16 protein-coding genes are annotated in these 26,203 nt (G+C 64.7%); 6 read left to right on the top strand and 10 right to left on the bottom strand.

What is annotated here, in order from left to right:
• Positions 1-97: 97 nt before the first annotated feature.
• Both selD and mnmH read left to right on the top strand, forming a co-directional pair.
• The gene (selD, locus tag ABZO33_RS09755; protein WP_414535878.1) at positions 98-1,132 is read left to right on the top strand and encodes a selenide, water dikinase SelD; all 1,035 of its coding nucleotides are present in this window, start codon (positions 98-100) and stop codon (positions 1,130-1,132) included.
• Positions 1,132-2,244 (top strand): tRNA 2-selenouridine(34) synthase MnmH, encoded by a 1,113-nt coding sequence (gene mnmH, locus ABZO33_RS09750; protein WP_414535877.1) that lies wholly within the window; start codon positions 1,132-1,134, stop codon positions 2,242-2,244. The genes selD and mnmH overlap by 1 nt, the downstream gene beginning before the upstream one ends.
• A 113-nt stretch (positions 2,245-2,357) precedes the next feature.
• Here the strand turns inward: mnmH and ABZO33_RS09745 are convergent, their stop codons facing one another.
• The 4 genes from ABZO33_RS09745 to ABZO33_RS09730 form a co-directional block, all read right to left on the bottom strand.
• Positions 2,358-2,714 (bottom strand): hypothetical protein, encoded by a 357-nt coding sequence (locus ABZO33_RS09745; protein WP_156177685.1) that lies wholly within the window; start codon positions 2,712-2,714, stop codon positions 2,358-2,360.
• 63 nt (positions 2,715-2,777) lie between these two features.
• Positions 2,778-3,218 carry a Panacea domain-containing protein gene (locus tag ABZO33_RS09740; RefSeq protein ID WP_414535876.1) on the bottom strand — a complete coding sequence of 147 codons (441 nt, stop codon included), beginning with the start codon at positions 3,216-3,218 and terminating at the stop codon, positions 2,778-2,780.
• 117 nt (positions 3,219-3,335) lie between these two features.
• Positions 3,336-3,722 (bottom strand): lysozyme inhibitor LprI family protein, encoded by a 387-nt coding sequence (locus ABZO33_RS09735; protein ID WP_414535875.1) that lies wholly within the window; start codon positions 3,720-3,722, stop codon positions 3,336-3,338.
• Between the two features lie 34 nt (positions 3,723-3,756).
• Positions 3,757-4,677 (bottom strand): LysR family transcriptional regulator, encoded by a 921-nt coding sequence (locus ABZO33_RS09730; protein ID WP_414535874.1) that lies wholly within the window; start codon positions 4,675-4,677, stop codon positions 3,757-3,759.
• A 91-nt stretch (positions 4,678-4,768) separates the two neighbouring features.
• Between ABZO33_RS09730 and ABZO33_RS09725 the strand changes: the two genes are divergently transcribed.
• Positions 4,769-5,236, top strand: coding sequence for a DMT family transporter (locus ABZO33_RS09725; protein ID WP_110736788.1), 468 nt, complete (start codon positions 4,769-4,771; stop codon positions 5,234-5,236).
• Between the two features lie 5 nt (positions 5,237-5,241).
• Here ABZO33_RS09725 and ABZO33_RS09720 read toward each other — a convergent pair whose 3' ends face one another.
• The 3 genes from ABZO33_RS09720 to ABZO33_RS09710 form a co-directional block, all read right to left on the bottom strand.
• Positions 5,242-5,781, bottom strand: coding sequence for a hypothetical protein (locus ABZO33_RS09720; protein WP_414536332.1), 540 nt, complete (start codon positions 5,779-5,781; stop codon positions 5,242-5,244).
• Positions 5,782-5,865: 84 nt separating this feature from the next.
• Entirely contained in the window at positions 5,866-6,405 is a 540-nt protein-coding gene (locus ABZO33_RS09715; RefSeq protein ID WP_414535873.1) for a hypothetical protein, read from the bottom strand.
• Between the two features lie 51 nt (positions 6,406-6,456).
• Positions 6,457-7,020: a GNAT family N-acetyltransferase gene (locus tag ABZO33_RS09710; protein WP_110604401.1), complete on the bottom strand. Its 564-nt coding sequence runs from the start codon at positions 7,018-7,020 to the stop codon at positions 6,457-6,459.
• A 342-nt stretch (positions 7,021-7,362) separates the two neighbouring features.
• On the opposite strand from ABZO33_RS09710, the gene ABZO33_RS09705 reads away from it, so the two are divergent.
• Genes ABZO33_RS09705 through ABZO33_RS09695 form a run of 3 tightly spaced genes read left to right on the top strand, consistent with a single transcriptional unit; the run spans position 7,363 to position 10,579 of the window.
• Positions 7,363-8,565, top strand: coding sequence for a DUF262 domain-containing protein (locus tag ABZO33_RS09705; protein ID WP_414535872.1), 1,203 nt, complete (start codon positions 7,363-7,365; stop codon positions 8,563-8,565).
• The gene (locus ABZO33_RS09700; RefSeq protein WP_414535871.1) at positions 8,562-9,677 is read left to right on the top strand and encodes a DUF3696 domain-containing protein; all 1,116 of its coding nucleotides are present in this window, start codon (positions 8,562-8,564) and stop codon (positions 9,675-9,677) included. The genes ABZO33_RS09705 and ABZO33_RS09700 overlap by 4 nt, the downstream gene beginning before the upstream one ends.
• Before the next feature lie 2 nt (positions 9,678-9,679).
• Complete coding sequence (locus ABZO33_RS09695) at positions 9,680-10,579, top strand: hypothetical protein (protein WP_414535870.1); 900 nt, start codon at positions 9,680-9,682, stop codon at positions 10,577-10,579.
• Positions 10,580-10,750: 171 nt separating this feature from the next.
• Here ABZO33_RS09695 and ABZO33_RS09690 read toward each other — a convergent pair whose 3' ends face one another.
• From ABZO33_RS09690 to ABZO33_RS09680, 3 genes are all read right to left on the bottom strand, one after another.
• Positions 10,751-11,002, bottom strand: coding sequence for a DUF3077 domain-containing protein (locus ABZO33_RS09690; protein ID WP_414535869.1), 252 nt, complete (start codon positions 11,000-11,002; stop codon positions 10,751-10,753).
• On the bottom strand, positions 10,999-11,244 hold the full coding sequence (locus ABZO33_RS09685; RefSeq protein ID WP_023631578.1) for a hypothetical protein: 246 nt from the start codon (positions 11,242-11,244) through the stop codon (positions 10,999-11,001). Before ABZO33_RS09685 ends, ABZO33_RS09690 begins: the two co-directional genes overlap by 4 nt.
• 670 nt (positions 11,245-11,914) lie before the next feature.
• Positions 11,915-25,900, bottom strand: a complete 13,986-nt coding sequence (locus tag ABZO33_RS09680; RefSeq protein ID WP_414535868.1) for an autotransporter-associated beta strand repeat-containing protein — start codon at positions 25,898-25,900, stop codon at positions 11,915-11,917.
• Positions 25,901-26,203: the final 303 nt, after the last annotated feature.

The raw sequence follows: 26,203 nt of genomic DNA, 5'->3' as shown, positions 1-26,203 counted from the left end.
GGGGCATCGGTCGGTGTCGCATCGCGGGAAGTATAAGAGCCACAGGCACAAAGACCAGCTTTGCTACAATCGCGCATCACGAAAAGTCGAGGTGCACATGAGCGAGCCGATTCGTCTGACACAGTACAGCCACGGCGCTGGCTGTGGCTGCAAGATTTCTCCCAAGGTCCTGGATGTGATCCTCGCCGAAAGCGGCACGCAGGCCCTCGACCCGAAACTCTGGGTTGGCAACGCCTCGCGTGACGACGCTGCCGTCTACGCCCTGGATGACGAGCGCGGCGTGGTCTCGACCACCGACTTCTTCATGCCCATCGTCGACGACCCGTACGACTTCGGCCGCATCGCCGCTACCAACGCCATCAGCGACATCTACGCCATGGGCGGCGACCCGCTGATGGCCATCGCCATCCTCGGCTGGCCGATCAACGTATTGCCGCCGGAGGTCGCCCGCGAAGTCATCCGCGGTGGCCGCGCGGTGTGCGCCGAGGCCGGTATACCGCTGGCTGGCGGCCACTCCATCGACGCCCCCGAACCAATCTTCGGCCTGGCCGTCACCGGCGTGGTGAGCAAGCGCCACCTCAAGCGCAACGACACCGCCAGCGTCGGTTGCCGCCTGTACCTGACCAAGCCGCTGGGCATCGGCATCCTCACCACCGCCGAGAAGAAGGCCAAACTGCGCGAACAGGACCAGGGCCTGGCCCGCGACTGGATGTGCACCCTCAACACCCCCGGTAGCCGCTTCGGCAAGCTCGACGGGGTGCAGGCCATGACCGACGTCACCGGTTTCGGCCTGCTCGGCCACCTGGTCGAAGTCGCCGAGGGTAGCGGCCTCACCGCCCGCTTGCAGTTCGCCGCCGTGCCACGCCTGCCCAGCGTCGATTACTACCTGGCCGAGGGTTGCATCCCCGGCGGGACCCTGCGCAACTTCGACAGCTACGGCCACAAGATCGGCGCGCTGAGCGACCAGCAGAAGCACCTGCTGTGTGACCCGCAGACCAGCGGTGGCTTGCTGGTGGCAGTCAGCCCGCAGGGCGAGGCCGAATTCCTCGCCGTGGCGCGGGAACTCGGGCTCGAACTGGCGCCGATCGGCGAGCTGGTCGAGCGACAGAGCCACGCAGTCGAGGTGATCTGATGCGCCCCGACTGCACCGAGCTGAAACAGCTGTTCCTCGACGACGTGCCGATGATGGACATGCGTGCGCCGATCGAATTCACCAAGGGCGCCTTCCCTGGCGCCGTCAACCTGCCGCTGATGAACGACCAGGAACGGCAGAAGGTCGGTACCTGCTACAAACAGCAGGGCCAGGCCGCCGCCATCGCCCTGGGCCACCAGCTGGTCAACGGCGCGCTCAAGCAGCAGCGCCTGGAGGCCTGGGCCGCGTTCACCCAGGCTCACCCTGACGGCTACCTCTACTGCTTCCGTGGTGGCCTGCGCTCGCAGATCGTCCAGGGCTGGCTCAAGGATGCCGGCATCCAGTATCCGAAGGTGGTGGGCGGCTACAAGGCCATGCGCACCCTGCTGCTGGAGACCACCCAACAAGCGGTGCAGCACTGCGACTTCGTGCTGGTGGGCGGCCTGACCGGCACCGGCAAGACCGACGTGCTGCTCCAGCTGGACAACGTGCTGGACCTGGAAGGCCACGCCAATCACCGCGGCTCCAGCTTCGGCAAGCGCGCCACCGCACAGCCGGCGCAGATCGACTTCGAGAATGCGCTGGCCATCGACATCCTCAAGAAACGCGAGCGGGGTATCGGCCAGTTCGTGCTCGAGGACGAAGGCCGCGTGGTCGGCAGCTGCGCGGTGCCGCTGGAGCTGTACCAGGGCATGCAGCGCTACCCGCTGGTGTGGCTTGAAGACAGCTTCGAGCATCGCGTGGAACGCATCCTGCGCGACTACGTGATCAACCTGTGCGCCGAGTTCATCGCCGTGCACGGTGCAGAGGCCGGCGGCACGCTGTTCGCCGAGCGCATGCGCCAGAGCATGGCCAACATCTACAAGCGCCTGGGCGGCGAGCGCTTCCAGCGGCTGTCTGCATTGCTCGACCAGGCGTTGGAGGAGCAGTTGCGCAGTGGCGACGTGAGCCTGCACCGTGGCTGGATCGAGGGTCTGCTCAAGGAGTACTACGACCCCATGTACGCCTATCAGCGTGCAGCCAAGGCGCAACGAATCGAGTTCGCCGGAGACGGGTTGGAAGTGCGTGAGTACCTGAAGGCCCGGGCACGGCGCAATCATCACAGCGCCTGAATTGCTGGCCCGCTCCTACTCCTCTGTTGGAGCGGGCTTGCCCCGCTAACATGGGCAAAGCCGGTGCCATACCCAGCTTGCCCGACCAACCAAAGGGGTCACTGTACTTCGCGTCAATGCTTGTACAACTTGAACTCACGATCTATCCAGATCACATGAAAAATCCGCCCACTGCGGTACCCCACCATCGCCACCAGGTCGAAAGCCCTGAACGCCAGCAGCCGAACATCCTCAGTGAGGAATGAAGGCAATACAGCCCTGATACTGCCGCGCGAAATCGTCTCCGTACCATAGCCGTGGCGATCGAGCTGGCGGATCTCTCGCCACGTGCGCTGACTGATCTGACGCAAGCGCTCGAGCATCCTGGCGCGCTCTGCCTGCTGGCAGTCCTGAATGCACCAACCTGATTGCAGATACTCCAGTGAGAACACCGGGGGACGCAGGTCTGATTCGTCAGCCTCGCCTGCCATGTGGCGTGCCCTTACCTGATTTCCCTGGGCACCTCGCTCCTTGAGCCGCTTACGTACCATCGCTCAGTTCACCAGGTGATTCCTGAAATACCGTTGCATTTCGTCCCGGGGAATCTCCCGGCTGAAAGCGCCCTCCTGATAGTTGTCCCGCCAGGGATCTTCTTCATGGGTCAGTTGACGGAGCTTCCACGCCGAATACTGCCCATAGACCTCGAAGACTTCCTTGATCAGGCGGGCCTGATCCCTGGAAAAACAGGTCGGCTCGAACACTGCAGGCATCGGGATCGGATTCGAGCCATGCTGGCTGAACCGACGGTAGAGATCGGCTACGACCGGGCCATGCATCCAGGCCTCGATACGCTCTTCGAACAACGGGGCACCCAGCAAGGCCAGGCTGAAGCCCTGCGCGTAGTAGACCAGCTTCTGCAGCTTCAGGTTCGAGATCTCGCCCGTCTCGCCTTCCAGGGCAAGGAAGTAATTGGCGACATCGATGCTTTCAGGCATGTGCTCCTCCCTTGGTGAACGTGCTGCCCATGAGCTGTACAAAAATACAGCCATCAGGGTCGCGGCGATACCCTTCAGCCGACCAGTTCACCCTCCAATCTGTAAGCTGATGCTGCGCTACTGCCCCGGGCTGAGCACCCGTTCCAGCTCCGCCGCCCGGTCCTTGCTCATGTCCATCTCGCACATCGCGCCTTCGATGCGGTAGATGCTGCCGTTGCTCAATTTGCCGTGGAACGCGCAGTTGCCGTCGCGGTACTTCATCCAGATGCGCTGGACTTCGCGCAGGTCCTTCTGCTGCTGGCTGTCGAGCTTGGCCATGAGCTGCTTGTAGACCCGGTTCAGCCGGTCATCCTGCAACTGGGTCTCGGCCTGGATGCAGGCGCCCATGGCCAGGGTGCTGGAGGCTTTGTCCATGCACTGGGTGTAGGTGGGCGAGTAGTCCTCGGCCTGGGCGCCGGCAACGATCAGCAGGGCGGCGGCGCCGACCAGGCAATGCTTGAACATGGGCTTTCCTTTTCACAGATGAATGCGGCACAGCCTAGCACTCTGCTCCACCTTCGTTCACGCACAGCGCCTGGATCCGCGCCCGCAGCCAGCGGTGCCCGGCATCGCCGTCGCGCCGCGAATGCCAGGCCTGGGCGAAGGCGAACGGTGCGATCGCCAGGGGCGGCGCGAACTGGCGCAGGGCCGGGTCCAGGCGAGCACCAACGAGGCTGCGCCGCGCCACGGTGAGCACCAGGTCGGTCCCGGCAATGACACTCTGGGCCACGCCCCAATGTGGCAAGGTCAAGGCGATGCGCCGACGTGCGCCCAAGCTGGCCAGGGCCTGGTCGATCTCGTTGTCGATGCCCGGGCGCACGGCCACCAGCACATGGAGCCGCGCCAGCCACGCTTCGAGCGCCAGGCCGCCGCGGGGCGGCAGGCTGGCGCGGTCGGCCAGGCAGACGAAGGACTCCTCGAACAACACCTGTTGGGCCATTTCCGTCGGCAGCTCCGGAAACACCCCCAGCGCCAGGTCAGCCTCGCCGTCGATCAACTGGCCGAGCATCGCCTCGCGGCTGCCTTGGGATACCACCAGGTCGATGCCCGGTGCTTCGCGCCGCAACAGGCGCATCAGCGAGGGCAACACCACGCGGGCACCGTAGTCGGACATGGCCAGGCGAAAGGTACGCCGTGCCCGCGCCGGCTCGAAGCCCGGCGTGCCGAGCAATCCATCGAGTTGCTGCAAAGCCTCCTGCAACGGCGCGTGCAGGGCCTCAGCGCGGGCCGTCAGTTGCAGGCGGCCACCGCGCCGTACCAACAGCGGGTCGGCGAAGAGCTCGCGTAACTGCGCCAGGGCATGGCTGACCGCCGGCTGGCTGCGGTGCAGGCGCAATGCCGCACGCGAGACATGCTGCTCGCTGAGCAGGGCGTGCAGGGTCAGCAGCAGATTGAGGTCGATACGGCGTAAATCATCCATACCACGAATACAGCCTGTGCAAAGTTCGAATTTCCATCATTGAAGTGCATAGCAAAGACTGTGGCCAGTGTTTTGATCAGGAGTAGACACCATGCCCGCCAGCCTCTTCGCCGCCCTCCCCTTGCTCATCGCCCTGCTCGCCGGGGCCGCCGTGCCGTTTCAGGCGGGCAGCAACGCCGCGCTCGGACGCCTGCTCGGCCATCCACTGTGGGCGGCCGGGGTGTCGTTGCTGGTCAGTTTGCTGATGCTGGTGCCGGCCCTGCTGCTGATGCGTGCGCCGCTGCCGCAGGTGCAGCAACTGGCTCATGCGCCCTGGTGGGCCTGGTTCGGTGGCGTCGCCGGGGTGCTCTACATCACCGCCGCCCTGGTGCTCACGCCGCGCCTGGGGGCGGCCGGTTTCATCGTCTGCGTGGTGGCCGGGCAGGTGCTGTCGTCGCTGCTGATCGACCAGTTCGGCCTCATGGGCCTGCCGGAGCGACCGGTTAACCTGCTGCGGCTGGCGGGAGTGGGGATGATCGTGCTTGGGATGATCGTGGTGCAATGGGGGACGGCGCGGTAAGGCCATCACAAGGTTTGCGGCTGCTCCGGTGGCACGATCACCTTGTGCGGTTCGAAGCGCAGCGACGGCATCTGCGTACCGGCATACAGCGTTACGCTCAGGGCAGCGATCAATGCCACATCGAGCCAGCCCCAGCCCGGTACATCTGCCGCCGAGCGCGCCTTCCAGCACCACCAGAGCTGCCCCAGGCAGAACACCGCAATCGCCAGCAACCACAGATAGAAGCCCGCGCCGAAGCCGGTCACATCCTGGAAGGCGTAGCTCTGGTTGTCCGGCAAGCGGCTGATGGCGAAACTGCTGGCCGCCAGATACAGCGCCAGCAGGCCGCACCCCAGCGCCAGGCGGCGGAACCGTCGGTGGGCGAGGACCGCCAGCGCCAGCAGCGGGTTGGCGAACCACTGGTACAGGCCGAAGGCGATGCCCCAGGGGCCGTAGAGCAACATCTGCAATGCCGGTACATGTCGCCCTGCACCTGTCAGGGCACCGTCGAAGGCCAGGCTCAGCAGGTACAGGGCCAGGCTTGTGGTCAGGTAGAAAGCGGGCAAGTCAGGTACCTGGAGAAAGCGGGACAAGCTGCGACCTTAACCCAGCCCCTGTCGACTTTCCAAACCCATCCGGGCCGCACCGCATCAGCGGGTCGCAGCCTGCTCCGGCAACTCGTCGGCGCTGATCGGCTGGACGCGCAGGCTCGGCATCTGCGTCCCGGCGTAGATCGTCGCCGCCAGCACCGTGATCAACACGCCATCGAACCAGCGCCAGCCGGGCACATCCCTCGCCGAACGCACCTTGCGGCACCACCAGGCCTGCCCCAGGCAGAACAGCAGGATCGCCAACGTCCACAGATAGTACCCGGCGCCAAAGCCGGTCAGGGGCAGGAAGTTATAGCTGCGGTTGTCCGGCACCCGCTCGATGCCAAGGCAACTGAGCGCCAGGCCCAGCGCGATCACCCCGGCGCCAAGCGCCAGCCGGCGAAAGCGCCGATGGGCAAGCAGCGCCAACCCCAACAGCGGGTTGGCAAACCACTGGTAAAGGCCCATGGCAATGCCCCAAGGCCCCATGAGCAGTATCTGCAAAGCAGGCATATGCCCGTCGACGCCCATCAGGATGCCGTCGAAACACAGACACAACAGGAACAGCAGCAAGGTGAACGTCACATACAAAGCAGGCAAAACGCGGGCTCCATCCATCAATAAAAGACTCGTCCATGACACCTTCGGGTATCAGGCCACTGGCGGTTCCAACAACAGCCCGTACAACCCCGAGTCGGACAGCTCACCCGCCACACACCAGCGGGCGCGCAGGGTGCCTTCCAAAACGAAGCCCTGGCGTTCCAGGGTACGTGCCGAGCCCTGGTTGCGCGGGTCGATTTCCGCCTCCAGACGGCGCAGGTGCAGGGTGTGGGCCAGGTAGTCGATGAAGCAGGTCAGCGCTTCGTCCATGTAGCCCCGGCCCTGGGCGGATTTGGCCAGGCAGTAGCCGATCTCGCCCCGGCGCGAGCCCTCCTCGAGGTTGAACAGCTGGACCATGCCGATCAACTCGCCGTTGTCACGGCGGTACATGCCCAGCTTGAGTAACTGGCCAGCGGCGTAGGCCTCACGGTCGGCAGCCAGTGCGCTCTCGGCCTCGGCCAGGGTCTGCCAGGGGGCGTGGTACCAGTAACGCATCACTTCCGGGTCGGCCATGATGGTCAGCCACTGCTGCGCGTCGCCATGGCGCATGGGGCGCAGCTGCAGGCGTGGGCTTTCAAGGCACAGGTCGCTGGGGAAACTGCGGGGGTCGGGCACGCCGGGACTCCTGTCCGGTGGTGGGAGCACGGGAGTTTAACGTCAGAGTGCGTTGCGGCGCACGCCCTTGCCTCGCCCTGACAAGGCAGCGTCAGGTCATTGCCGAGCCAAGTGGATTGATACCGGAAGACATTGCCCACTACCGCGGAGTGTCATATGTCCCAGTGCTCATCCTCATTGTGCTTATGTACTCTCGTCTTCAGCCCTGACCGGTTGCAAGACCATGCAAATAAATCTAGGCTTCGCCTAACTGTTGGGGATTCAGTTCAGCACAACATGAAAGGTATCGCTAAATCAAAGCATCCTACCCACGACCCCGCTTTGATAGTAACGAGTCAAAACATGCCTCAACAATCACAGCAGGCAAATTCGAGAAGTCTGGGAATGTCCGTAAAAAACGTCACAGAAGAGATTAACTCATTTGGCTACAGTGCAGGGATTGAGTTTGAACGCCCCCCCGAGCCTGAAGACATCTCGATAGGTGAGCCCTTCAATCCTGATGACATCGACATCACCACCCGCACGATGACCATCGACTTGCTGCTTTCCAGGATCGAAGATGATGCCATTGACCTGGCACCAGACTTCCAGAGACGGGCCGGCATTTGGAACGAAGAACAGCAAAGCAGGCTAATTGAATCGTTATTATTGCGCATCCCTTTGCCCACGCTGTACGCAGCCGAAGATGAAGAAGAGAACTGGGCGATCGTAGACGGTATTCAGCGACTCAGCACGATCGTAAGATTCATTTCGCCCGACAATGAAAATTTTACGAGACTGCGTTTAAAAAACCTGGAATATCTTGGCCGGGAGTTCAACGACTGCACATTTGAAGACTTACCCCCTCGCCTCAAGCGTCGACTCAGAGAAACCGAGCTGGTCGTACATGTTATCAAACATGGAACACCCGAAGAGGTAAAGTTCAACATCTTTGCTCGAATCAATACCGGGGGCCTCCCGCTATCGGGTCAAGAGCTAAGACATGCGCTAATTCCAGGGCGGGCACGCAACGTGCTGAAAAACCTTGCAGAGTGCCCCGAGTTCAAAAGTGCTACCGACTACAGCATCCGCGATGAGCGAATGGGTGCGAGAGAGATGGCACTTCGTTTCATTGCTTTCAAACTGGATGCCCCTGCCCGTTATAAAGAACGAGACTTTGACCGATTCCTCGGCAACGCCATGCGTACCATGAACGCACTTGACGCGAAACGGCTATCGCAACTCGAAAAATCATTCAAGGACGCCCTTATAACTGCCAGATTGGTATTTAGCACCGATGCATTTCGCAAGCGGTACAATTCAAAGGATGGCAGATACCCAATCAACAAAGCCCTTTTCGAGACATTCTGCGTCGCGTTCTCAAAGCTGACCAACGAGCAGAAAGAAAACTGCATACGGAACGCCAACAGTCTGAAGAAAGCGTTCATGAAGCTCATGCTTGAAACAGATTTTGACACTTCCATCTCTCAGGGCACGGGGGATGCGGCTAAAGTAAGAAAGCGATTCGCCTCTATCCAACAACTTGTCGATGATCACGCCCAATGAAAAAAGAACTTCACATTCACAATTTCAAGGCTTTCAAAGACATCAGTATCGAGCTTCGTCCACTGACCCTGCTTTCCGGTCAAAATGGCAGCGGCAAAAGCACCACCTTACAAGCCATCGCCCTGCTGAGGCAATCCATGGATGCCAATGGTTACTCCAACCTGCACGGATTGCTGCTCAACGGAGAGTTGGTCGAGTTGGGCACTGGCAGCGATGTCCTGCACAACGAACATGATGATGAAACCATTTCCTTTACGGTTAATACCGAAGCATCGGATAACTACTACCTCTACGAAACCAGTTATTCCAGCACCTCAGACGTACTGCCTGTGGAGAACGCCTATCGCAAAGGGAACCCCATACCGGGGCTCTATGAAACGGGTTTTCAGTACTTAAGAGCAGACCGTATCAGCCCTGCTGTCAGCTATCCAAAGTCCCACCATACAGTCAGTGAGCGTAAGTTCTTAGGCACCCGCGGCGAGTACACGGCGCACTTTCTGAGCCTTTTCAGGGATGAACAGATCACTGACAGCGCCAGAAGGCATCCTTCCGCCAGCTCCACACACGGGCTTTTGACCCAAGTGAACGCCTGGTTGCAAGAGGTATCGCCTGGCGCACGCGTGAGCACCGAAGAGGTCCCAAGGACGGACTTCATGCGCTTGGAGTACAGCTACGGCAGCACTTCGGGCATACGGGGCAACAACCCTTTCAGAGCGACCAACGTGGGTTTTGGCCTGACGTATTCACTGCCGATTATCGTCGCCTGCCTCGCCTCCCCTAAAGGCAGCCTTGTCATGCTGGAAAACCCTGAAGCGCATCTTCACCCACAGGGCCAGATTGCCATCGGTGGTTTGATTGCACGCGCAGCCGCGTGTGGCGTACAAGTACTGGTTGAGACCCATAGTGATCACGTGCTAAACGGCATACGGATTGCTGTGAAAGAGGGCGTTATTCCGAACACAGCTGTCGGCCTCAATTTTTTCAACCGAGCCGATGCAGCGTCCCAACCCATTCACTCGCGCCCCGAGATTTCCCCAAGTGGACGGCTCAGCGAATGGCCCGACGGTTTCTTCGATCAGTGGGACAAAGCCCTGGACAGGATTCTGGACTAAAGATGAGACTTATAACCGTACTCAATGAGCTTTCCCACCCAACTGATCAGCTTTCGGATGCACAAGCCAGGGCGACAGTGCGTGTACTCATTGGCGTACTGAAAGAGCTCAAGAAGGTTCGTCCCGCACTTGAACTGCATACTGCCTCACCGCTCCCGTCTATCAGTCTTGGCAGCCACCGAACCCTTTCGACCTTGCGCGCAGATGCAAGCACGCGTGAGGAATGGCAGTTTTTGAGAGGCTTGGAAAACCGTGCTTTTGATATGGCTGATGCCATTCATGATCTGTCGATTGACTACGAGTACGAAGGTACGCAATGCATCGGTCTGGGCCTGGCGCACGCGCTGGAAGCCTTGGCCGTCAGCTTTGAAGGCAAACCTTGGGTGCGACCCACCCTCGAACTACTATGCCGAGAACTGGACCCGACCGGTGAAATCGAGACCTCGACAGTTCCCGTCAAGCACGTAGCCTCAAGCGCCCATGTTGCAGAGCTTCTTGCCTGGCTTCAATCAATCCCTCTTGTATATGCCGCAGATGGCCAGGCGCTATGGGAGAATCGCGAAGAATATTTTCCCTCTCTTCACTTCCTGCCGCGAACCCAACAACAGTTGGCAAGCCTGCAAAATGGATCGTTGGCACTTGCCCCCATCAACGAGCGACTCTGGCAGTTAGAAAACGCCGCAAAAAACTGGCCAGTTAACTCTCCACTCCCCACATTTGCCAGTAAAATCACAGCCGAGTATGAGCAACGACAAAACCTCTGTTATTTCGAAAGCGTAAACGCTGGGCGGCAGCTTTTCGACTTGCACGCCCGCTACACCCCAGGCGCTGGACGCATTCACTTTTGGTGCAACACAACCAACCGCACTATTGAAATCGCGCACATCGGAAATAAGCTTTAACATATATTATTAAGTTCATTTCCGCGCCAGCGCCAATTTATAGCAATGCCACTTTACGTCACCTACACTTTTACGACTGCCATCTATCTGCATAGACTGCATCCCGCGAAATTACAGGCGGGTGTGGGTAGCATCCCTTCACCCGCACAGTTTTCGATTATTTCATCAGGTTCACGACTGTCGATTCAGCCCCAATTCCATATCATCGATCAGCCCCTTGGCCAGCCCGCTGAGGATCCGAGCGGCACTGGCGGCCATGAGGTCACCCTCCATCTCGGCCTCGGTGGTGAAATGCGCCACGCAGCCGAGCAGCACCGACAGGTCGCTGAAGGCGTGGTCGAACGGGATGCCGGGCTGGATGCAGAAGATCTCGAGGCAGGTGGTCTTGCCCTGGGTCGGGCCGGGCTTGAAGTCGTCGCTCATACCGGCGCCCCCTTGGCCCGGGCGTGGCGGACCAGCGAAATGACCAGTTGGCCGAGGATTTCGACGCTGTCCATCATCACGTCAAGGCGCGCGTCGCGCTGGCAGACGGTGTAGGCGTGGACGGTGTCGCTGAGGATGTGCATCAGCTTGTTGGCGTGGGCCATCGCTTCCTCGGGGTCGAGGTCGCTGATGATGGTGACGAAGGGGATTGGATAGGGTGGGTCGGGTACTAGTTTTTTCATGGTTACTCCTCGAAATTGAATTTCAGGAACAACCACCTCGATCCTTCTCACAGATTAGGGTGGCAGTCGTACGCATGGTGAGAAGCCCGTGTGTAACCATGAATCCACGGTCAGGCCAAAGCCTGCACGCGCACGACCGCCATTGACGGAATCGACATGGTTCACACAACGGGCTTCTCACACCCGGTCGCCAAATGTGACGACCCAGTGACGGTACCCCTGATGTATTTCCCGGCCAATTCTGAGCCTTCCGGCAGGCGCGTAGGATAGGTCCGAAGCGCTGGCTGGCTGAAGGATTTGGTTTCAAATTCGGAAATGTCTTACGGGGTTTGGGTCGAGGTTTTGATCGCGTTATGGCGGACAGGTGCTTGGCGATGGCCTTGCAGCGCCTACAAGATCGAGCGCCGCCCGCGCGGCGCTCGATCTTGTAGGCGCTGCAAGGATTGCGAAGAACACCTGGTGGCCCTGATGCGGTCAACAGCCCTCGCGCCCGAGCGTTCCAGCGTGGGAGCGGGCTTGCCCCGCGATCACCGGCGAAGCTGGTGCCCAACACCGCATCGCGGGGCAAGCCCGCTCCCACGCTGACCCAGTCAAATCAAAAAACCATGTTTTGTTCCATGAGAGCACCTTGTGCCGCGAAAGGGCTGCAAAGCAGCCCCGGCGATCTACCTCAGAACCCCATGCTGAAGCTCACCACCACGCCATGGTCGCGGTTCTCGCTGGACAGCTGCCCGGAGTATCCAACCCCCAGCTTGCCGCTCGCGCCCACCGACAGGTCCACCCCGGCCTCGACCACCGCCGCATCCTTGGCAATCGGCACGCCCTCGGTGCTGAACCCGGCGCCACCGTCGATGAAGCGCAGATCGGCATCAGGCTTGTCGTCACCGAACGCATGGCGCCAGCCCACCGACAACCGCGGCGTGACGCTGCTGCCATTGTCGAGCAGGATGCGCTTGCCAGCCCGCACGCCCAGGGTGGAGAAGGTCACGTCCTGGTCGACCTTGCCCTCCAGCCGCCCTGCCCCGCCCTTCTCATGGGCGGTGTCGCTGTCGTAATTGACATAAGCCAGCCCGGCGAACGGCTCCAGGGCAATGCCGCCGGCATCGATGGCGTAACCCACCTCACCAAACACCTGGGCGCTGCGCGCCTTGTACTTGGCCTTGAGGCGGTCGTCGTAGCTGCCCACGGTGACATCGCGCTTGGTGTCGATATCGTGCCAGCTGTAGGCCACGCCCAGACGAGCGGCGAAGGCATCCAGCTGGTAACCGAGGTAGGTGGTCAGGTGGTAACTGTCCACCGTGGCGTCCGAGCGGCGACGGTGCGCGTCGATGCTCGAGCGGGTGTAGCCGGCGGCGGCGCCCACTTTCCACTCATCGTCCAGCGCGCGGTCCACACCGAGCATGAAACCCGACAGGTCGCGGTCGACGCTGGCATGGCTGCTGCTGCCATCGTAGGTACCCCAGCCGCCGATGGCGCGGATCCAGCCCACGGCCTGGCCCTGGCAGCCTTCGCTGGTCAACTGCTGGTTGGCGGTCGGCGCCAGGGTGCGGCGCGGGTCGTCCTGATTGGTGCAGTCGGCCTGGCGCAGACGGTCATTGACCGCGTCGCGGACGTAGCGCGAGTCCTCGATCAGCACGGTCGCGGTACTGGCGTGGATCTCGCCGGACAGGCTGTCGAACGCGGCCTGGGCGCCCTGGCGGTCCAGCGGCAGCAGGTTGTTGACCAGTTCGGTCGGCGCCCCGGCACTGGCCAGCGCGTTGGCCACGCCACGCTGGTTGCCAGTGGCGGCGACATCAGCGAAGGAGTTGCCGTTGCGGCTGACCGACAGGGTGACCTGGTTGGCGCCGTAGTCCAGCGAGCTGTTGAGGAACGCTGAGTTGGCCAGGTTGGTGGTGGCGAAGGTGCCGTTCACCCCGCCCGCGGCGCTGACCACGGTGTACTGGCCGTTGCCGCTGGCCAGGTTGGCGACCATCAGGCTGCCGCCGAGGTTGGCGGTGCCGCCCACGTTCAGGTAGTTCACCGGCGAGGTGCCGAGGTCGATCACCAGGGTGCCGGTGGCGCCGTTGGTGAAGTTGCCCGACACGTTCAGGTTGCCGGCCGGCCCCGGCAGCACGGTGCCGTTGTTGGTCAGCCCAGCGACGGTGCCGTTGCCGGTCAGCGCGGCGCCGTTGGCCACGGTGACCTGGGCGCCGAGGTTGCTGCCCGGGTTGGCGGCATCGCCGACCTGCAGCATGCCCTGGTTGACGTTGAAGGCGCCGCTGAATGGCTGGTTGCCGGTCAGCAGCAAGGTCCCGCCACCCTGCTTGGTGGTGGTGCCGGTGCCGCTGAGCGTGCCGTTGAAGGTGCCATTGCTGCCTTGAGCGAAGACCAGGCTGGCGTTGTTGAGGATGTTGCCCTGCAGGCTGGTGGTGTTGCCGACCAGGGTACCGCCACTGACGGTGGTGCCACCGCTGTAGGTGTTGGCGCCCGAGAGGATCAGGGTGCCGGCGTCGAGCTTCTCGATGCCGCCGCTACCGACCAGCGGTGCGCTGACGGTGGCGGTGCCGCCAGCGTTGACACGCACCGGCGCCAGGCTGCCATCGGCACCGTTGACCGGGCTCAGGCTGCCGCCAGCGCTCGGGACGACCTGATAGCCGTCGCTGAGGAACTGCAGGCCCTCGAACGGCTGGTTGCCGACCACGGTGATGGTACCCGGGGTGCCGCCGAACACCGCGTAACCGCCAGTCCAGCCTTCGTTGCTGGTGCCGCCGGCATTGGTCCAACCGGTGTTGGGCCCCCAGGTGCCGCTGCCGCCACCGATGCTGCCATCGGGGTTGGTCTTGCCGCCATTCCAGAACTGCAGCTCTTCGCCGTAGTTCTGCACCACCAGGTTGATCTGGTTGGCGATGGCGGTCTGCAGGCTCAGGTCACCCAGCACCACACTGCCCGGAATCGCACCGAACACCAGGCCGTTGTCGGTGAGCGTGCCGCCGTAGCTGAACAGTTGGTAGACACCGGTGCCGAAGCCACCGGCATCGGTGATGTTCAGCGTGCCGTCCAGCAGCAGATTGCCGTTGACCTTGACCACGGTGGTGGAGGCCGCCGGGGCGCCGAGGCTGAAGTCCAGGGCGCTGCCCGACGCCAAATCGAGGCTGCCGACAGTGAGCGGCGTGGCGCTCTGGCCGGCGGCCAGGGTGGCGCCATTGGCGATCTGCACCGCGCCGCCGTAGGTACCGCTGCCGCCCAGGCGGGCGCCGGTGGCGACCTGCACGGTGGCACTGTCGAGGCGGCCATTGACCAGCAGGCTGCCGGCGTTGACCTGGGTCGCGCCGGTCAGGCCGTTGATGCCGGTCAGCAACAGTTCGCCGGTGCCGTTCTTGGTCAGGGTGCCAGTACCGGTGAGGTTGCCGGTGTAGCTGCCATTGGCGTTCTGCTCGAAGGTCAGGGCTGCGTTGTTGAGGATCGCGCCTTGCAGGCTGGTGCTATTGCCCACCACGCCGCCTGCGTTGATCTGGGTGCCGCCGCTGTAGGTGTTGGCCCCGTTCAGGGTCAGCAAGCCGGCGCCGTTCTTGATCAGCCCACCGCTGCCGCTGACCACGCCGTTGAGGGTCATGGCGTTGCTGCCGGCGATGGTCAGGGCACCGTTGAGCACGGCATTGTTGGCCAGGGTCACGGCGGTGTTGCTGTCCAGCGTGGTGCCGCCCGCGGCCGTCAGGGCGCCACTGCCCAGCGCGCTATTGTTGCCGAGCACCAGGGTGCCGCCGTTGAGGGCGGTACCGCCGCTGTAGCCATTGGCAGCGTTGAGCACCAGGGTGCCGCCGTCTTGCTTGGCGACGCTGCCCGTGCCGTTGAGGGCGACGTTGAGGGTGGCGGTGACGCCGCTGTCGACCCGCAGGTTGGTGGTGCCGTTGCCCAGCAGTTCACCGGCGGTACCGCCGTTAAGCACATAGCCGTCGGTGACGAACTGCAGGCCGGTGATGCTGTGGCTGCCGTTCACGGTGACGGTGCCTGGGGCGCCCTGGAACACGGCGAAGGTGTCATTCCAGGTGCCGTTGAGCACGCCGTTGGCGTCGGTCCAGTTGGTGTTGGTGGCATCCCAGACGCCGTTGCCGCCCTCGATCATACCATTGGCCACGGTCTGGCTGCCGTCCCAGAACAATACGTTGCTGGCGCCACCGACCACCAGGTTGACCTGGTTGGCCACGGCGGTCTGCACCGTCAGGTCGGTGACCGGCACCGGCGTGGTGCCGAAGCTCATGCCGTTGTTGGTGAGGCTGCCGCCGTAGGCGAACAGGCGGTACACGCCGGCGCCGAAGCCGCCGATGTCGGTGACGTTGAGGGTACCGCCCAGGGTCAGGTCGTTGGCCACGTTGACCAGCGGTGTGCTGCCAGCCGACGGCGCGCCCAGCGAAGCGTTGAAGTTGGCGCCACTGTCGAGCACCAGGCTGCCGGCATTCAGGGTGCTGCCACCGATGGCTGCCAGGTTGCCGCCATTGGCCACGGTCACCGAACCACCGAGGCTGCCGGCTCCGCTGAGGGTGGCGCCACTGGCGACGTTGACCGTACCGCTGGCCAGGGAGCCATCCACCTTCAGCCCACCGCCTTGCACGTTGGTATTGCCGGTGTGGCTGTTGGCGCTGCGCAGCGCCAGGGTGCCGGCGCCGAGTTTGTTCAGGGTGCCGGTGCCACCGATATTGCCATCGAAGGTGCCGCCCTCGACGTTCAGGCTGTTGCCGGCGGCGATGGCGATCGCACCAGTGCCTCCGATGTCACCCAAGGTGGTGTTGCCGTCGAGGTTGAGGCTGGCGCCACTGCTGACGTTCAGCTCGCTCTGGGTGCCCAGGGCGGTGGTGCCGATGGTGCTCAGGCTGCCGGAGAGGATGTTGAGGATGCCGCTGAAGGTGTTGTTGCCCGACAGGGTCAGGTCGGCCAGGCCGCTCTTGTTCAGCTCGCCCCCGCCGCTGAGCACGCCGGCCAGTTGCAGGTCGTTGGAACCCAGCACGTTGAGCACACCGCTGACATTGACCGGGTTGGCCAGAGTGACGGCACTGGCGCTGTCGAGGTTGGCGTTGCCGGTGACTTCCAGGCCACCGGTGCCCAGCGCCGCGTTGTTGCCGACCACCAGTGTGCCGGCCTGCAACTCGGTGCCGCCGCTGTAGGTGTTGGCGCCCATCAGCGCGAAGCGGGCGAGACCGGCCTTGAGCAGGCGACCGCTGCCGCCGACGGTGCCGCCCAGGGTCAGGTCGTTGCTGCCCAGCACGGTGAGGTCGCCGGTAGTGGTGACATTGTTGGCCAGGGTGACCGCCTGGCTGCTGTCCAGGCTGGTGCCGGGCGCCGTGGTCAGGTTGCCGGTGCCGAGCGCGGTATTGGAGCCCAGCACAAGGGTGCCGCCGTTGAGCGCGGTATTGCCGGCATAGGTGTTGTTGCCGGCCAGCGCCAGCCGCGCGTTGCCGGCCTTGACCAGGCCTCCGGCGCCGCCGATGTTGCCGTTGAGGGCCAGGTCATTGCTACCGGCGATGTTCAGCGGGCCCGTCAGAGTCATGGCATTGCCCAGGGCGACCGAGGCGTTGCTGTCGAGGGTGGTGCCTGCTGCGGTTTCAAGCGCACCGCTGCCCAGGGCCGTGTTGTTGCCGACAATCAAGGTGCCGCCGCTGAGCAGGGTGCCGCCGCTGTAGCTGTTGTTGCCGTTGAGCACCAGGGTGCCGCTGTCGAGCTTGTTGAGCTTGCCGACGCCGGTCAGGCCGACATCGAGGGTCGCCGTGGCACCGGGGTCGACCCGCACGCTGGTGTCGCCACCCGTGCCGTTGATCAGGTCGAGCGCACCGGCGGTTCCGGCCAGCAGGCGGTAGCCATCGCTGACGAACTGCAGGCCGTTGACGGTCTGGCTGCCGTCGACGGTGACATCGCCGGCAGTGCCCTGGAACACCGCGAAGGTGCTGCCCCAGGCGGTGTTGGTCAGGCCGTTGAGGTCGGTCCAGTTGGTATTGCCGGCATTCCACACGCCGGTGCCGCCGTCGACCTGGCCGTTGGCCACGCTCTGGCTGCCGTCCCAGAACTGGATGTTCAGGCCGGCGGCGCTGACCAGCAGGTTGACCTGGTTGGCCAGGGCGGTCTGCAGGGTCACGTCGCCCAGGCCCACGCCCAGCGGCAGGCTGCCGAAGTCCAGGCCGTTGTCGGTGAGGGCGCCGGTGTAGTCGAAGACGCGATACACACCGTTGCCGAAGCCGCCGATACTGCTGACGTTGAGCGTGCCGTCGAGGGCCAGGTTGCCGCCGACGTTGAACAGCGCGGTGCCACCAGTGGACGGCGAGCCGAGGCCGATATCGACGATCGAACCGCTGTTGAGCACCAGGCTGCCGAGGCCCAGGGTGGCGCCGCTCTGCCCGGCCAGGTGGCCGCCGTTGCTGATCACCACCGCGGCATTGACGGTGCCGCTACCCGTCAGGGTGGCGCCACTGGCGACGGTCAGCAGGTTGCTGCCCAGGGTGCCGTCGACTTTCAAGGTGCCGGCGTTGACCTGGGTGTTGTCGGCCAGGTTGCTGATGCCGGACAAAGTCAGGGTGCCGCTGCCGACCTTGGTCAGGCCGCCCAGGCCGTTGAGGCCACCGGCAAAGGTGCTGCTGAGGTTGTTGCTGCCCAAGCTCAGGACGCTGCCGACGCCGACATCGACCTGGCCGCTGCCGGTCAGGCTGCCGAGGGAGGCATTGCCATTGAGATTGAGCTGGCCGCTGGCGCCGACGTTGAGGGTATCGACGTTGGCCAGCACACCGCTGCCGAGGGTGGTGAGGGAGCCGGCCTGGATGTCGACGTTGCCGGTGAAGGTCTTGACGCCGACCAGGGTCAGGTCATCGACACCGGTCTTGACCAGGTTGCCGCTGCCGCCGAGGTCGCCGCTGAGGATCAGCGCATTGGCGGCATCGACGGTCAGGTTGGCAGCATTGCTCAGGGCGATGGCGTTGCCCAGGGCCATGGGTGCGCTGTTGGCCAGGGTGGCGTCGGCGGTGACCGACAGGGTACCGGTACCCAGCGCGCCGCTGCTGCCCAGGGTCAGACGCCCGGCGTTGAGCTGGGTGCCGCCCTGGTAGCCGTTGTTGCCATTGAGGGTCAGGTTGCCGCTGTCGTTCTTGGTCAGGCCGGCGGTGCCGTTGATCACGCCATTGAGGGTCAGGTCGTTGCCGCCATCGACGGTCAGGCCGGCATTGAGGGTAACGTTGTTGGCCAGGGTGGTGCTGGTGCCGCTGCTCAGGCTCGAGGCCCCGGCAACGGTCAGGGTACCCTGCCCCAAGGCGTTGTCGTTGCCAACCACCAGCCGGCCGGCGCCGAGGGTGGTGCCGCCCAGGTAGTTGTTGGCGCCATTGAGGGTCAGGGTGCTGGCGCCGGCCTTGTTCAGGCCGCCGACGCCATCCACCACGCCGGTGAGGGTCAGGTCGGCGCTGCCCGGCAGGTTGAGGGTGCCGCCCAGGTGCACGTTGTTGGCCAGGGTGGCGCCCGCACCGCCGGCATCGAGGCTGGTGTTGGCGCCGGTGCTGAGGTCGCCGCTACCCAGCGCGGTGTTGCTGCCGACCACCAGGGAGCCGCCATTGAGGGTGGTGCCGCCGCTGTAGGTATTGTTGCCATTGAGGGTCAGGCTGGCGGCACCGTCCTTGACCAGGCTGTTGTTGCCGGAGACCACGCCGTTGAGGGTCAGCGCCTGGCTGCCGCCGAGGGTCAGGTTGCCACCGGCGAGGTTGACGGCATTGGCCAGTACCAGCGCCTGGCTGGCGTCGAGGCCGGCGCCGCCGTTGACGGTCAGGGCGCCGCTGCCCAAGGCGTCGGCATTGCCCAGCAGCAGGTTGCCGGCCTGCAGCGAGGTGCCGCCGGCGTAGGTGTTGCTGCCATTGAGCACCAACTGCCCGGCGCCCAGTTTGTTCAGCGCCCCGGCACCGCTGATCACACCATCGAGGGTCAGGGCCTGGGCATTGTTGATAGCCAATGTGGTAGCGGCGCCGAGGCCGATGGCATTGGCCAGTTGCAGCGCCCCGGTGGTGGCCAGGGTGCTGTTGCCGGTCACCGACAGGTTGCCCGTGCCCAGCGCGCTGTTGTTGCCCAGCGTCAGGGTGCCAGCACCCAGCGTGGTAATGCCTTGATAGGTGTTGGCGGCGCCGAGGGTCAGGTTGCCGCTACCGGTCTTGTTCAGGCCGCCGCTACCGCTGATCACGCCGTTCAATGTCAGGTCGTTGTTGCCGGTCAGGCTCAGGGTATCGTTCAGCGCCACCTGGTTGGCCAGGGTCAGGGCACCCGTGGAGGCCAGGTTGCTGGCGCCGCCGACGACAAGGTTGCCGGTACCCAGGGCCTGGTTGTTGCCCAGGGTGAGCGTGCCGGCATTGAGGGTCACGCCGCCAACCAAGGTGTTGGCGCCACTGAGGGTGAGGTTGCCGGCGCCGTTCTTGGTCAAGCTGCCGGCCCCTGTGACCAGCCCGCCCAGGCCCAGGTCGTTGCTGCCGGCGATGGTGAGGTTGCCCCCCAGGTTGACGGTATTGCCGATAGTGAGCGCCGTGGCGCTGTCCAGCGTGGTCCCGGCAGCCGCGTTGAGCTGGCCCAGGCCGAGGGCGCTGGCGCTACCGAGCACCAGGGTGCCGGCATTGAGATTGGTGTTGCCCAGATTGCCATTGGTGCCGTTCAGGGTCAGGGTGCCGCTGCCGGTCTTGGTCAGGCCGCCGACGCCGGTGACGTTGCCACCCAGAGTCAGGTTCTGCGCCCCGGCGATGGTCAGGTTGCCGGCCAGGTTGATCTGGTTGGCCAGGGTGACGTTGGCATTGCTGCTCAGGGTGGTGCCGCCGGCTGCGTTCAGGGCACCCGTGCCCAGCGCAGTGTTGCTGCCTACCACAAGGGTGCCGCCGTTCAGGCTGGTAATGCCCTGCTGGCTGTTGCTGCCGTTGAGGGTGAGCGTACCGGCGCCGCCCTTGATCAGGCCACCGGTGCCGCTGAGCGCACCGTTGAGGGTAAGGTCGTTGCTCCCTGGCAGGGTGAGGTTGGCGTTCAGGGCAATGGTATTGCCCAGCGCCAGGTTGCCGGTGGTGGCCAGGCTGGCGGCGCCGGTCACGGTCAGGCCGCCCGTGCCCAGCGCCTGGGCATTGCCGAGGGTCAGGCTGCCGGCACCCAGGCTGGTGCCACCGCTGTAGGTGTTGGCGTTACCCAGGGTCAGGTTGCCGCCGCCGTTCTTGACCAGGCTGCCAAGCCCCGAGACCACGCCGGACAGGCCCAGGTCGGCGGAACCGGCGACGGTCAGGGCACCGCTGAGGTTGAAGGCGTTGCCGAGGGTGACGGCGGTGTTGCTGTCCAGGGTGGTGCCGTTGGCGGTGCTGACCGCGCCGCTACCAAAGGCGGTGTTGTTGCCGACCACCACCGTGCCGCCATTGAACAGGGTGCCGCCGGTGTAGCTGTTGGCGCCATTGAGCACCAGCGTACCGCTGTCGAGCTTGGCCAGCTGGCCGCTGCCAGAGAGGCCAACGTTGAGGGTCGCGGTGACGCCGGGGTCGACACGCACGGCGAAGGCGCCGTTGCTGGCGTTGACCAGATTCAGGCCACCGGCGCCGATCAGGCGGTAGCCATTGGTGACGAACTGCAGGCCGGTGACGGCCTGGGTACCGGCCACGGTGACATCGCCCGCGGTGCCCTGGAATACCGCGAAGTCACTGGCCCAGCTGCCATTGAGCACGCCGTTGACATCGGTCCAGTTGGTGTTGCTGCCATCCCAGGTGCCGGTGCCGCCGTCGACCACGCCATTGGGCACGCTCTGCGCACCATCCCAGAACTGCACGGTGCCGGTGGCGCCGCCGACCAGCAGGTTGATCTGACTGCCAATCGAGGTCTGAACCTGCAGGTCGCCGGGCAACATGGCACCCGGCACGTTGCCGATCAGCAGGCCGTTGTCGACCAGCGCGCCGGTGTAGTCGAACAGACGGTAGATACCGGTGCCGAAGCCGCCGATATCGGTGACGTTGAGGGTACCGTCCAGGGTCAGGTTGCCGTTGACGTTGACCAGCGCCGTGCCGCCGGTGGCGGGCGAGCCCAGGCCAAAGTCGAGGATCGAGCCACTGTGCAGGGTCAACGCGCCGGTGCCGAGGGTCGCGCCGCTGTTGGCCAAAAGGTGCGCGCCGTTGGCAATGTCGACCGCGCCCAGCACACTGCCAGTGCCGCCCAGGCTGGCGCCGGTATTGACCTGCACGCCGGCGCTGGCCAGCGAGCCGCTGACATTGAGCAGGCCGCCGTTGACGGTGGTGGTGCCGCCGATCACGTTGATACCGGACAGCTCGAAACTGCCGGTGCCGGTCTTGGTCAGCCCGCCGGCACCGGCCAGGGCGCCGCTGAACACGCTGTTGAGGTTGTTGCCACCCAGGGTCAGGGTGCTGCCGCCGCTGATATTCACCGTACCGGCACCGCCAAGGCCACCAACGGTGGCACTGGCGCCGAGGTTCAGGTTGGTGCCTGCGCCGAGCGTGACCCCGAAGGTATTGCCCAGGGCCGCGCCGCCAACTGTGCTGATGCTGCCGCCGAGCAGGTCGATGGCCCCGCTGAAGGTGTTGTTGCCGCTCAGGGTGAGATCGGACGTCCCGGTCTTGATCAACCCGCCGGTACCGGCAAGCACGCCGCCCAAGGTCAGGTTGTCGCTGCCGCCGAGGGTCAGGTTGGCGCCGAGGTTGATGTTGTTGCCCACGGTCATCGCCACACTGTTGGCCAGCGTTGCGGCGCCCCCGACATTCAGCGCGCCGGTCCCCAGCGCCGCGGCATCGCCCAGGGTCAGGGTGCCGGCGTTGAGGTTCAGGCCGCCGCTGAAGGTGTTGGCCCCCGACAGGGTAAGGTTGGTGCTGCCGTTCTTGGTCAAGGCGCCCGCGCCACTGATCACCCCGCCGAGGGTGGTGGCGTTGCTGCCCGGCAGGGTCAGGGTGGCGCCGCCGGCGAGGTTGATGGCATTGCCCAGGTTGAGGGCGCCGCTACCGTCGAGGCTGGCGTTGCCACCCACGCTCAGGGCGCCGCTGCCGATGGCGTTGTTGTTGCCCAGGGTCAGCAGGCCGGCATTGAGGGTGGTGCCGCCGCTGTAGGTGTTGTTGCCGTTGAGGGTCAGCCCGGCGCTGCCGTTCTTGACCAGCGCGCCCGTGCCGCTGACCAGCCCACCGAGAGTCGTGGCGTTGCTGCCCAGCACGGTCAGGGTATTGGCGCCGAGGTTGATGCCATTGGTCACGGCGACGGCGGTGCTGGCGTCGAGGTTGGCGTTGCCGCCCAGGGTCAGGGCGCCGATGCCCAGCGCGGTGTTGCTGCCCAGGGTCAGGGTGCCGGCATTGAGCTGGGTGCCGTTGGTGTAGAGGTTGTTGCCGCTCAGGGTGAGGTTGGCGTTGCCGTTCTTGACCAGCGAACCGATGCCGCTGACCACGCCACTCAGGCCCAGGTCGGCGCTGCCGTCGATGGTCAGCGGGCCGGCGATGGTGACGTCGTTGGCCAGGCTGACCGCAGTGCTGGCATCCAGGTGGGTGCCGGCCAGGGTGCTGAGGGCCCCGGTGCCCAGCGCGGTGTTGCTGCCGACCACCAGCGTGCCGGCGTTCAGGCGGGTGATACCGCTGTTGCTGTTGGCCCCGGTCAGGGTCAGCGTGGTGGCGCCGTTCTTGGTGATGCCGCCGCTGCCGGCGATGGTGCCGCTCAGGGTCAGGTCGTTGCTGCCGGGCAGGATGAGGTTGCCGGCCAGGTTGAGCGCGTTGGCGAGGTTCAGGCCGGCGGCGTTAGCGTCCAGGGTGGTGTTGTTCGCGGCGTTCAACGCGCCGGTGCCCAGCGCGGTATTGCTGCCGACCACCAGGGTGCCGGCGTTGAGGGTGGTGGCGCCGCTGTGGCTGTTGTTGCCGCTCAGGGTCAGGGTGGCGCTGCCGCTCTTGACCAGGCCACCGGTGCCGCTGAGGGTGCCGGCCAGGGTCAGGTTGCTGGTGGTGGGCAGGGTCAGGTCGGCGCCGAGATTGACCGCATTGTTCAGGGTCATCGCCGCCGAGTTGGCCAGGGTTGCGACACCGCCGACGTTGAGCGCGCCGCTGCCCAGGGCCGCGGCGCTGGCCAGGGTCAGGGTGCCGGCATTGAGATTCAAACCGCCGCTGAAGGTGTTGGCGCCGCTGAGGGTCAGGTTGCTGCTGCCGTTCTTGGTCAGCGCGCCGGTGCCGCTGATCACCCCGCTCAGGGTGGTGGCGCTGGTGCCCGGCAGGGTCAGGGTGTTGCCGGCCAGGTTGATGGCGTTACCCAGGTCGACCGCCACGCCGGCATCGAGGCTGGCATTGCCGCCCAGGGTCAGCGCGCCAGTGCCCAGGGCATTGTTGTTGCCCACGGTCAGCACCCCGGCGTTGAGCGTGGTGCCGCCGCTGAAGGTGTTGCTGGCGTTGAGGGTAAGACCGGCGCTGCCGTTCTTGACCAGTGCGCCGGTACCGCTGATCACACCACCCAGGGTCGTCGCGCTGGTTCCCAGGAAACTGAGGGTGTTGGCCCCCAGATTGACCGCGTTGCCCAGGCTGACCGCAGTGCTGGCATCGAGGCTGGCGTTGCCACCGAGGGTCAGCGCACCGCCGCCCAGGGCGTTGTTGTGGCCCACGCTGAGTGCGCCACCGTTGAGCGTGGTACCGCCGCTGAAGGTGTTGTTGCCGTTGAGGGTGAGCGCGGCGCTGCCATTCTTGACCAGCGCGCCGGTGCCACTGATGACGCCACCCAAGGTGGTGGCATTGCTGCCTGGCAGGGTCAGCGTATTGCTGCCCAGACTGATGGCGTTGCCCAGGCTCACGCCGGCACTGGCATCGAGGGTGGCGTTGCCACCCAAGGTCAGCGCGCCGCTGCCCAGCGCGCTGCTGTTGCCGAGGGTGAGCTTGCCGCCGGCCAGGCTGGTGCCACCACTGTAGGTGTTGACGCCATTCAAGGTCAGGTCGGCCGCGCCGGTCTTGGCCAGCGCGCCGGTGCCACTGATCACGCCGCCCAAGGTCGTGGCGTTGGTGCCCGGCAGGGTCAGGGTGTTGGCGCCCAGGGCGATGGCGTTGCCGAGGTTGAGCGCCGCGGCGCTATCAAGGGCGGCGTTGCCGCCGAGGGTCAGCGCGCCAGTGCCCAGCGCGCTGTCGCCGCCGAGGATGAGCGTGCCGGTGTTCAGGGTGGTGCCGCCGGTATAGGTGTTGATGCCGTTCAGGGTCAGGTTGCCGCTGCCACTCTTGACCAGCGAGCCGGTGCCGCTGAGCACCCCGCCGAGGGTCAGGGCATTGCTGCCGGGCAGGCTCAGCGCCGCGTTCAGGGTGACGGCGTTGTTCAGCACCAGCGGCACGCTACCTTGCAGGCTGCCGGCGCCGCTGACGGTCAAGCCGCCGCTGCCGAGCGCCGCGGCGCTGGTAAGGTTGAGGCCGCCCGCGGCGAGGGTGGTACCACCGCCATAGGTGTTGGTCGCCCCGAGCGTGAGCAGGCCGGCGCCGGTCTTGGTCAGCCCGCCAACCCCGGAAACCACGCCGTTGAGGGTCATGTCGGTGGCGCCGCCGACGTTCAGGCCGGCATTGAGCACCAGCGCGTTGGCCAGGCTCAAGCCGCCGACCGTGCCCGCCAGGCCGCCACCGTTGGCGGTGATGGCCCCGCTGCCGAAGGCACTGGCGTTGTCGAAGTTGAGCTGGCCGCCGTTGAGGGTGGTCTGGGTGGTGCCGTTGAGCACCTGGCCGATCAGGCTCCAGGTACCGCTGTCGACGATCAGGCGATTGAAGTTGATGTAGTTGCTGGCGTTGATGGTGCCACTGCCACCGGTACCACTGCCGCCACCGATGGCGTTCTGCAGCGCCAGGGTGTTGTTGCCGCCGGCACCGCCGTCGATCTTGCCGGCCGGTGCGAACGCCAGGTTGGGGTTGCCGGTGACCAACAGGGCAACCCCGACACCGGCCCCGGCGCTGACACTGGAGCCGGTCACCGCGTTGAAACGGTTGGTGCTGTTGGCGCCCATCGACAGGCTGCCGGTCAGGCTACCGACGTTGGTGAAGATGTTGCCGCTGGCAGAGGTCTGGAACGCGGTACGCCCGAGCAGCGTGCCGGTGTTGGTGAAGTTCACCGTGCCACCGCCGCTCACCGCGATGATCGGGGTGTCTTCGGTAAGGATCGAAAGACCCACCAGCGGCGTGGAACCGATGGTCCCGGCGTTGGTGATGGTGGTGGTACCGGCGGCGCCGTTGCGCACGTCCATCGCCATGCCGGTGAGGTTCAGCAGGTTCACACCGAGCACCGCACCCGTGCCCTTGATCGTGCCGCCCAGGTTGTTGTTGATGGTCAGGTTGCCAGAGGTACCGGTGCTGCCGATCACCACGCCCGTGGACTGCAGGCTCAGCAACCCCAGCAGCGTGGGGTCGATGGTGCCGGAGTTGTTCAATGTGTTGCCGCTGCCGGTCAGCGTCAGCGCGGTCCCTCCTACCCCCAGCAGTACCCCAAGCCCGGCACCGGGCTGGACATTGACCGTCAGGCCGTTGGTGCTGTTGGAATAACTCGGCGCAAGCGGGTTGGCCGCGCCGCTACAGGTCACCACGCCCGCGTTGAGCGTACAGGCCGCAAGGGCCTGCTCGCTGGTCAGGCCAAGGGCCATGCCGCCAACCGCCAGACTGACGGCAAGCGATAGTTGGGAAAGACGGGCAGGCAAACGGGCGGCAACAATTCTGTCCACGGAGAGCTCCTTCGTGGATCAGGCGGTTCGCTCCTTGAATGCGTGAGCAGCGATTGTTGCGGTGAGTCTGGGCACTCGAGCGGCGAAACACCTGACCATGGCTACAAATTTTCCTTTGCTGGAATGTGTAGCCGCTCAGGAACGCGGGATACGGCGCGCAGGCCGGTCAAATGGTGTTAATACTTTGTCGAGGCGGCACGTGTTTCGCGGGTTTCAGCCGGTCGCAGGTTGGATCCAACCGACGAACGGTCATGGCGAATGGCCAATAGGGTGAGCGAAGGCGCAGTTTTTGTCGGAACGGCG

Origin of the sequence: Pseudomonas sp. CAM1A (assembly GCF_047501685.1) — a bacterium.
In the GTDB taxonomy this organism is placed as follows: domain Bacteria; phylum Pseudomonadota; class Gammaproteobacteria; order Pseudomonadales; family Pseudomonadaceae; genus Aquipseudomonas.
The sequence above is the reverse complement of the archived record's forward strand: the minus strand, read 5'-3'. Positions and strand labels throughout refer to the sequence as shown.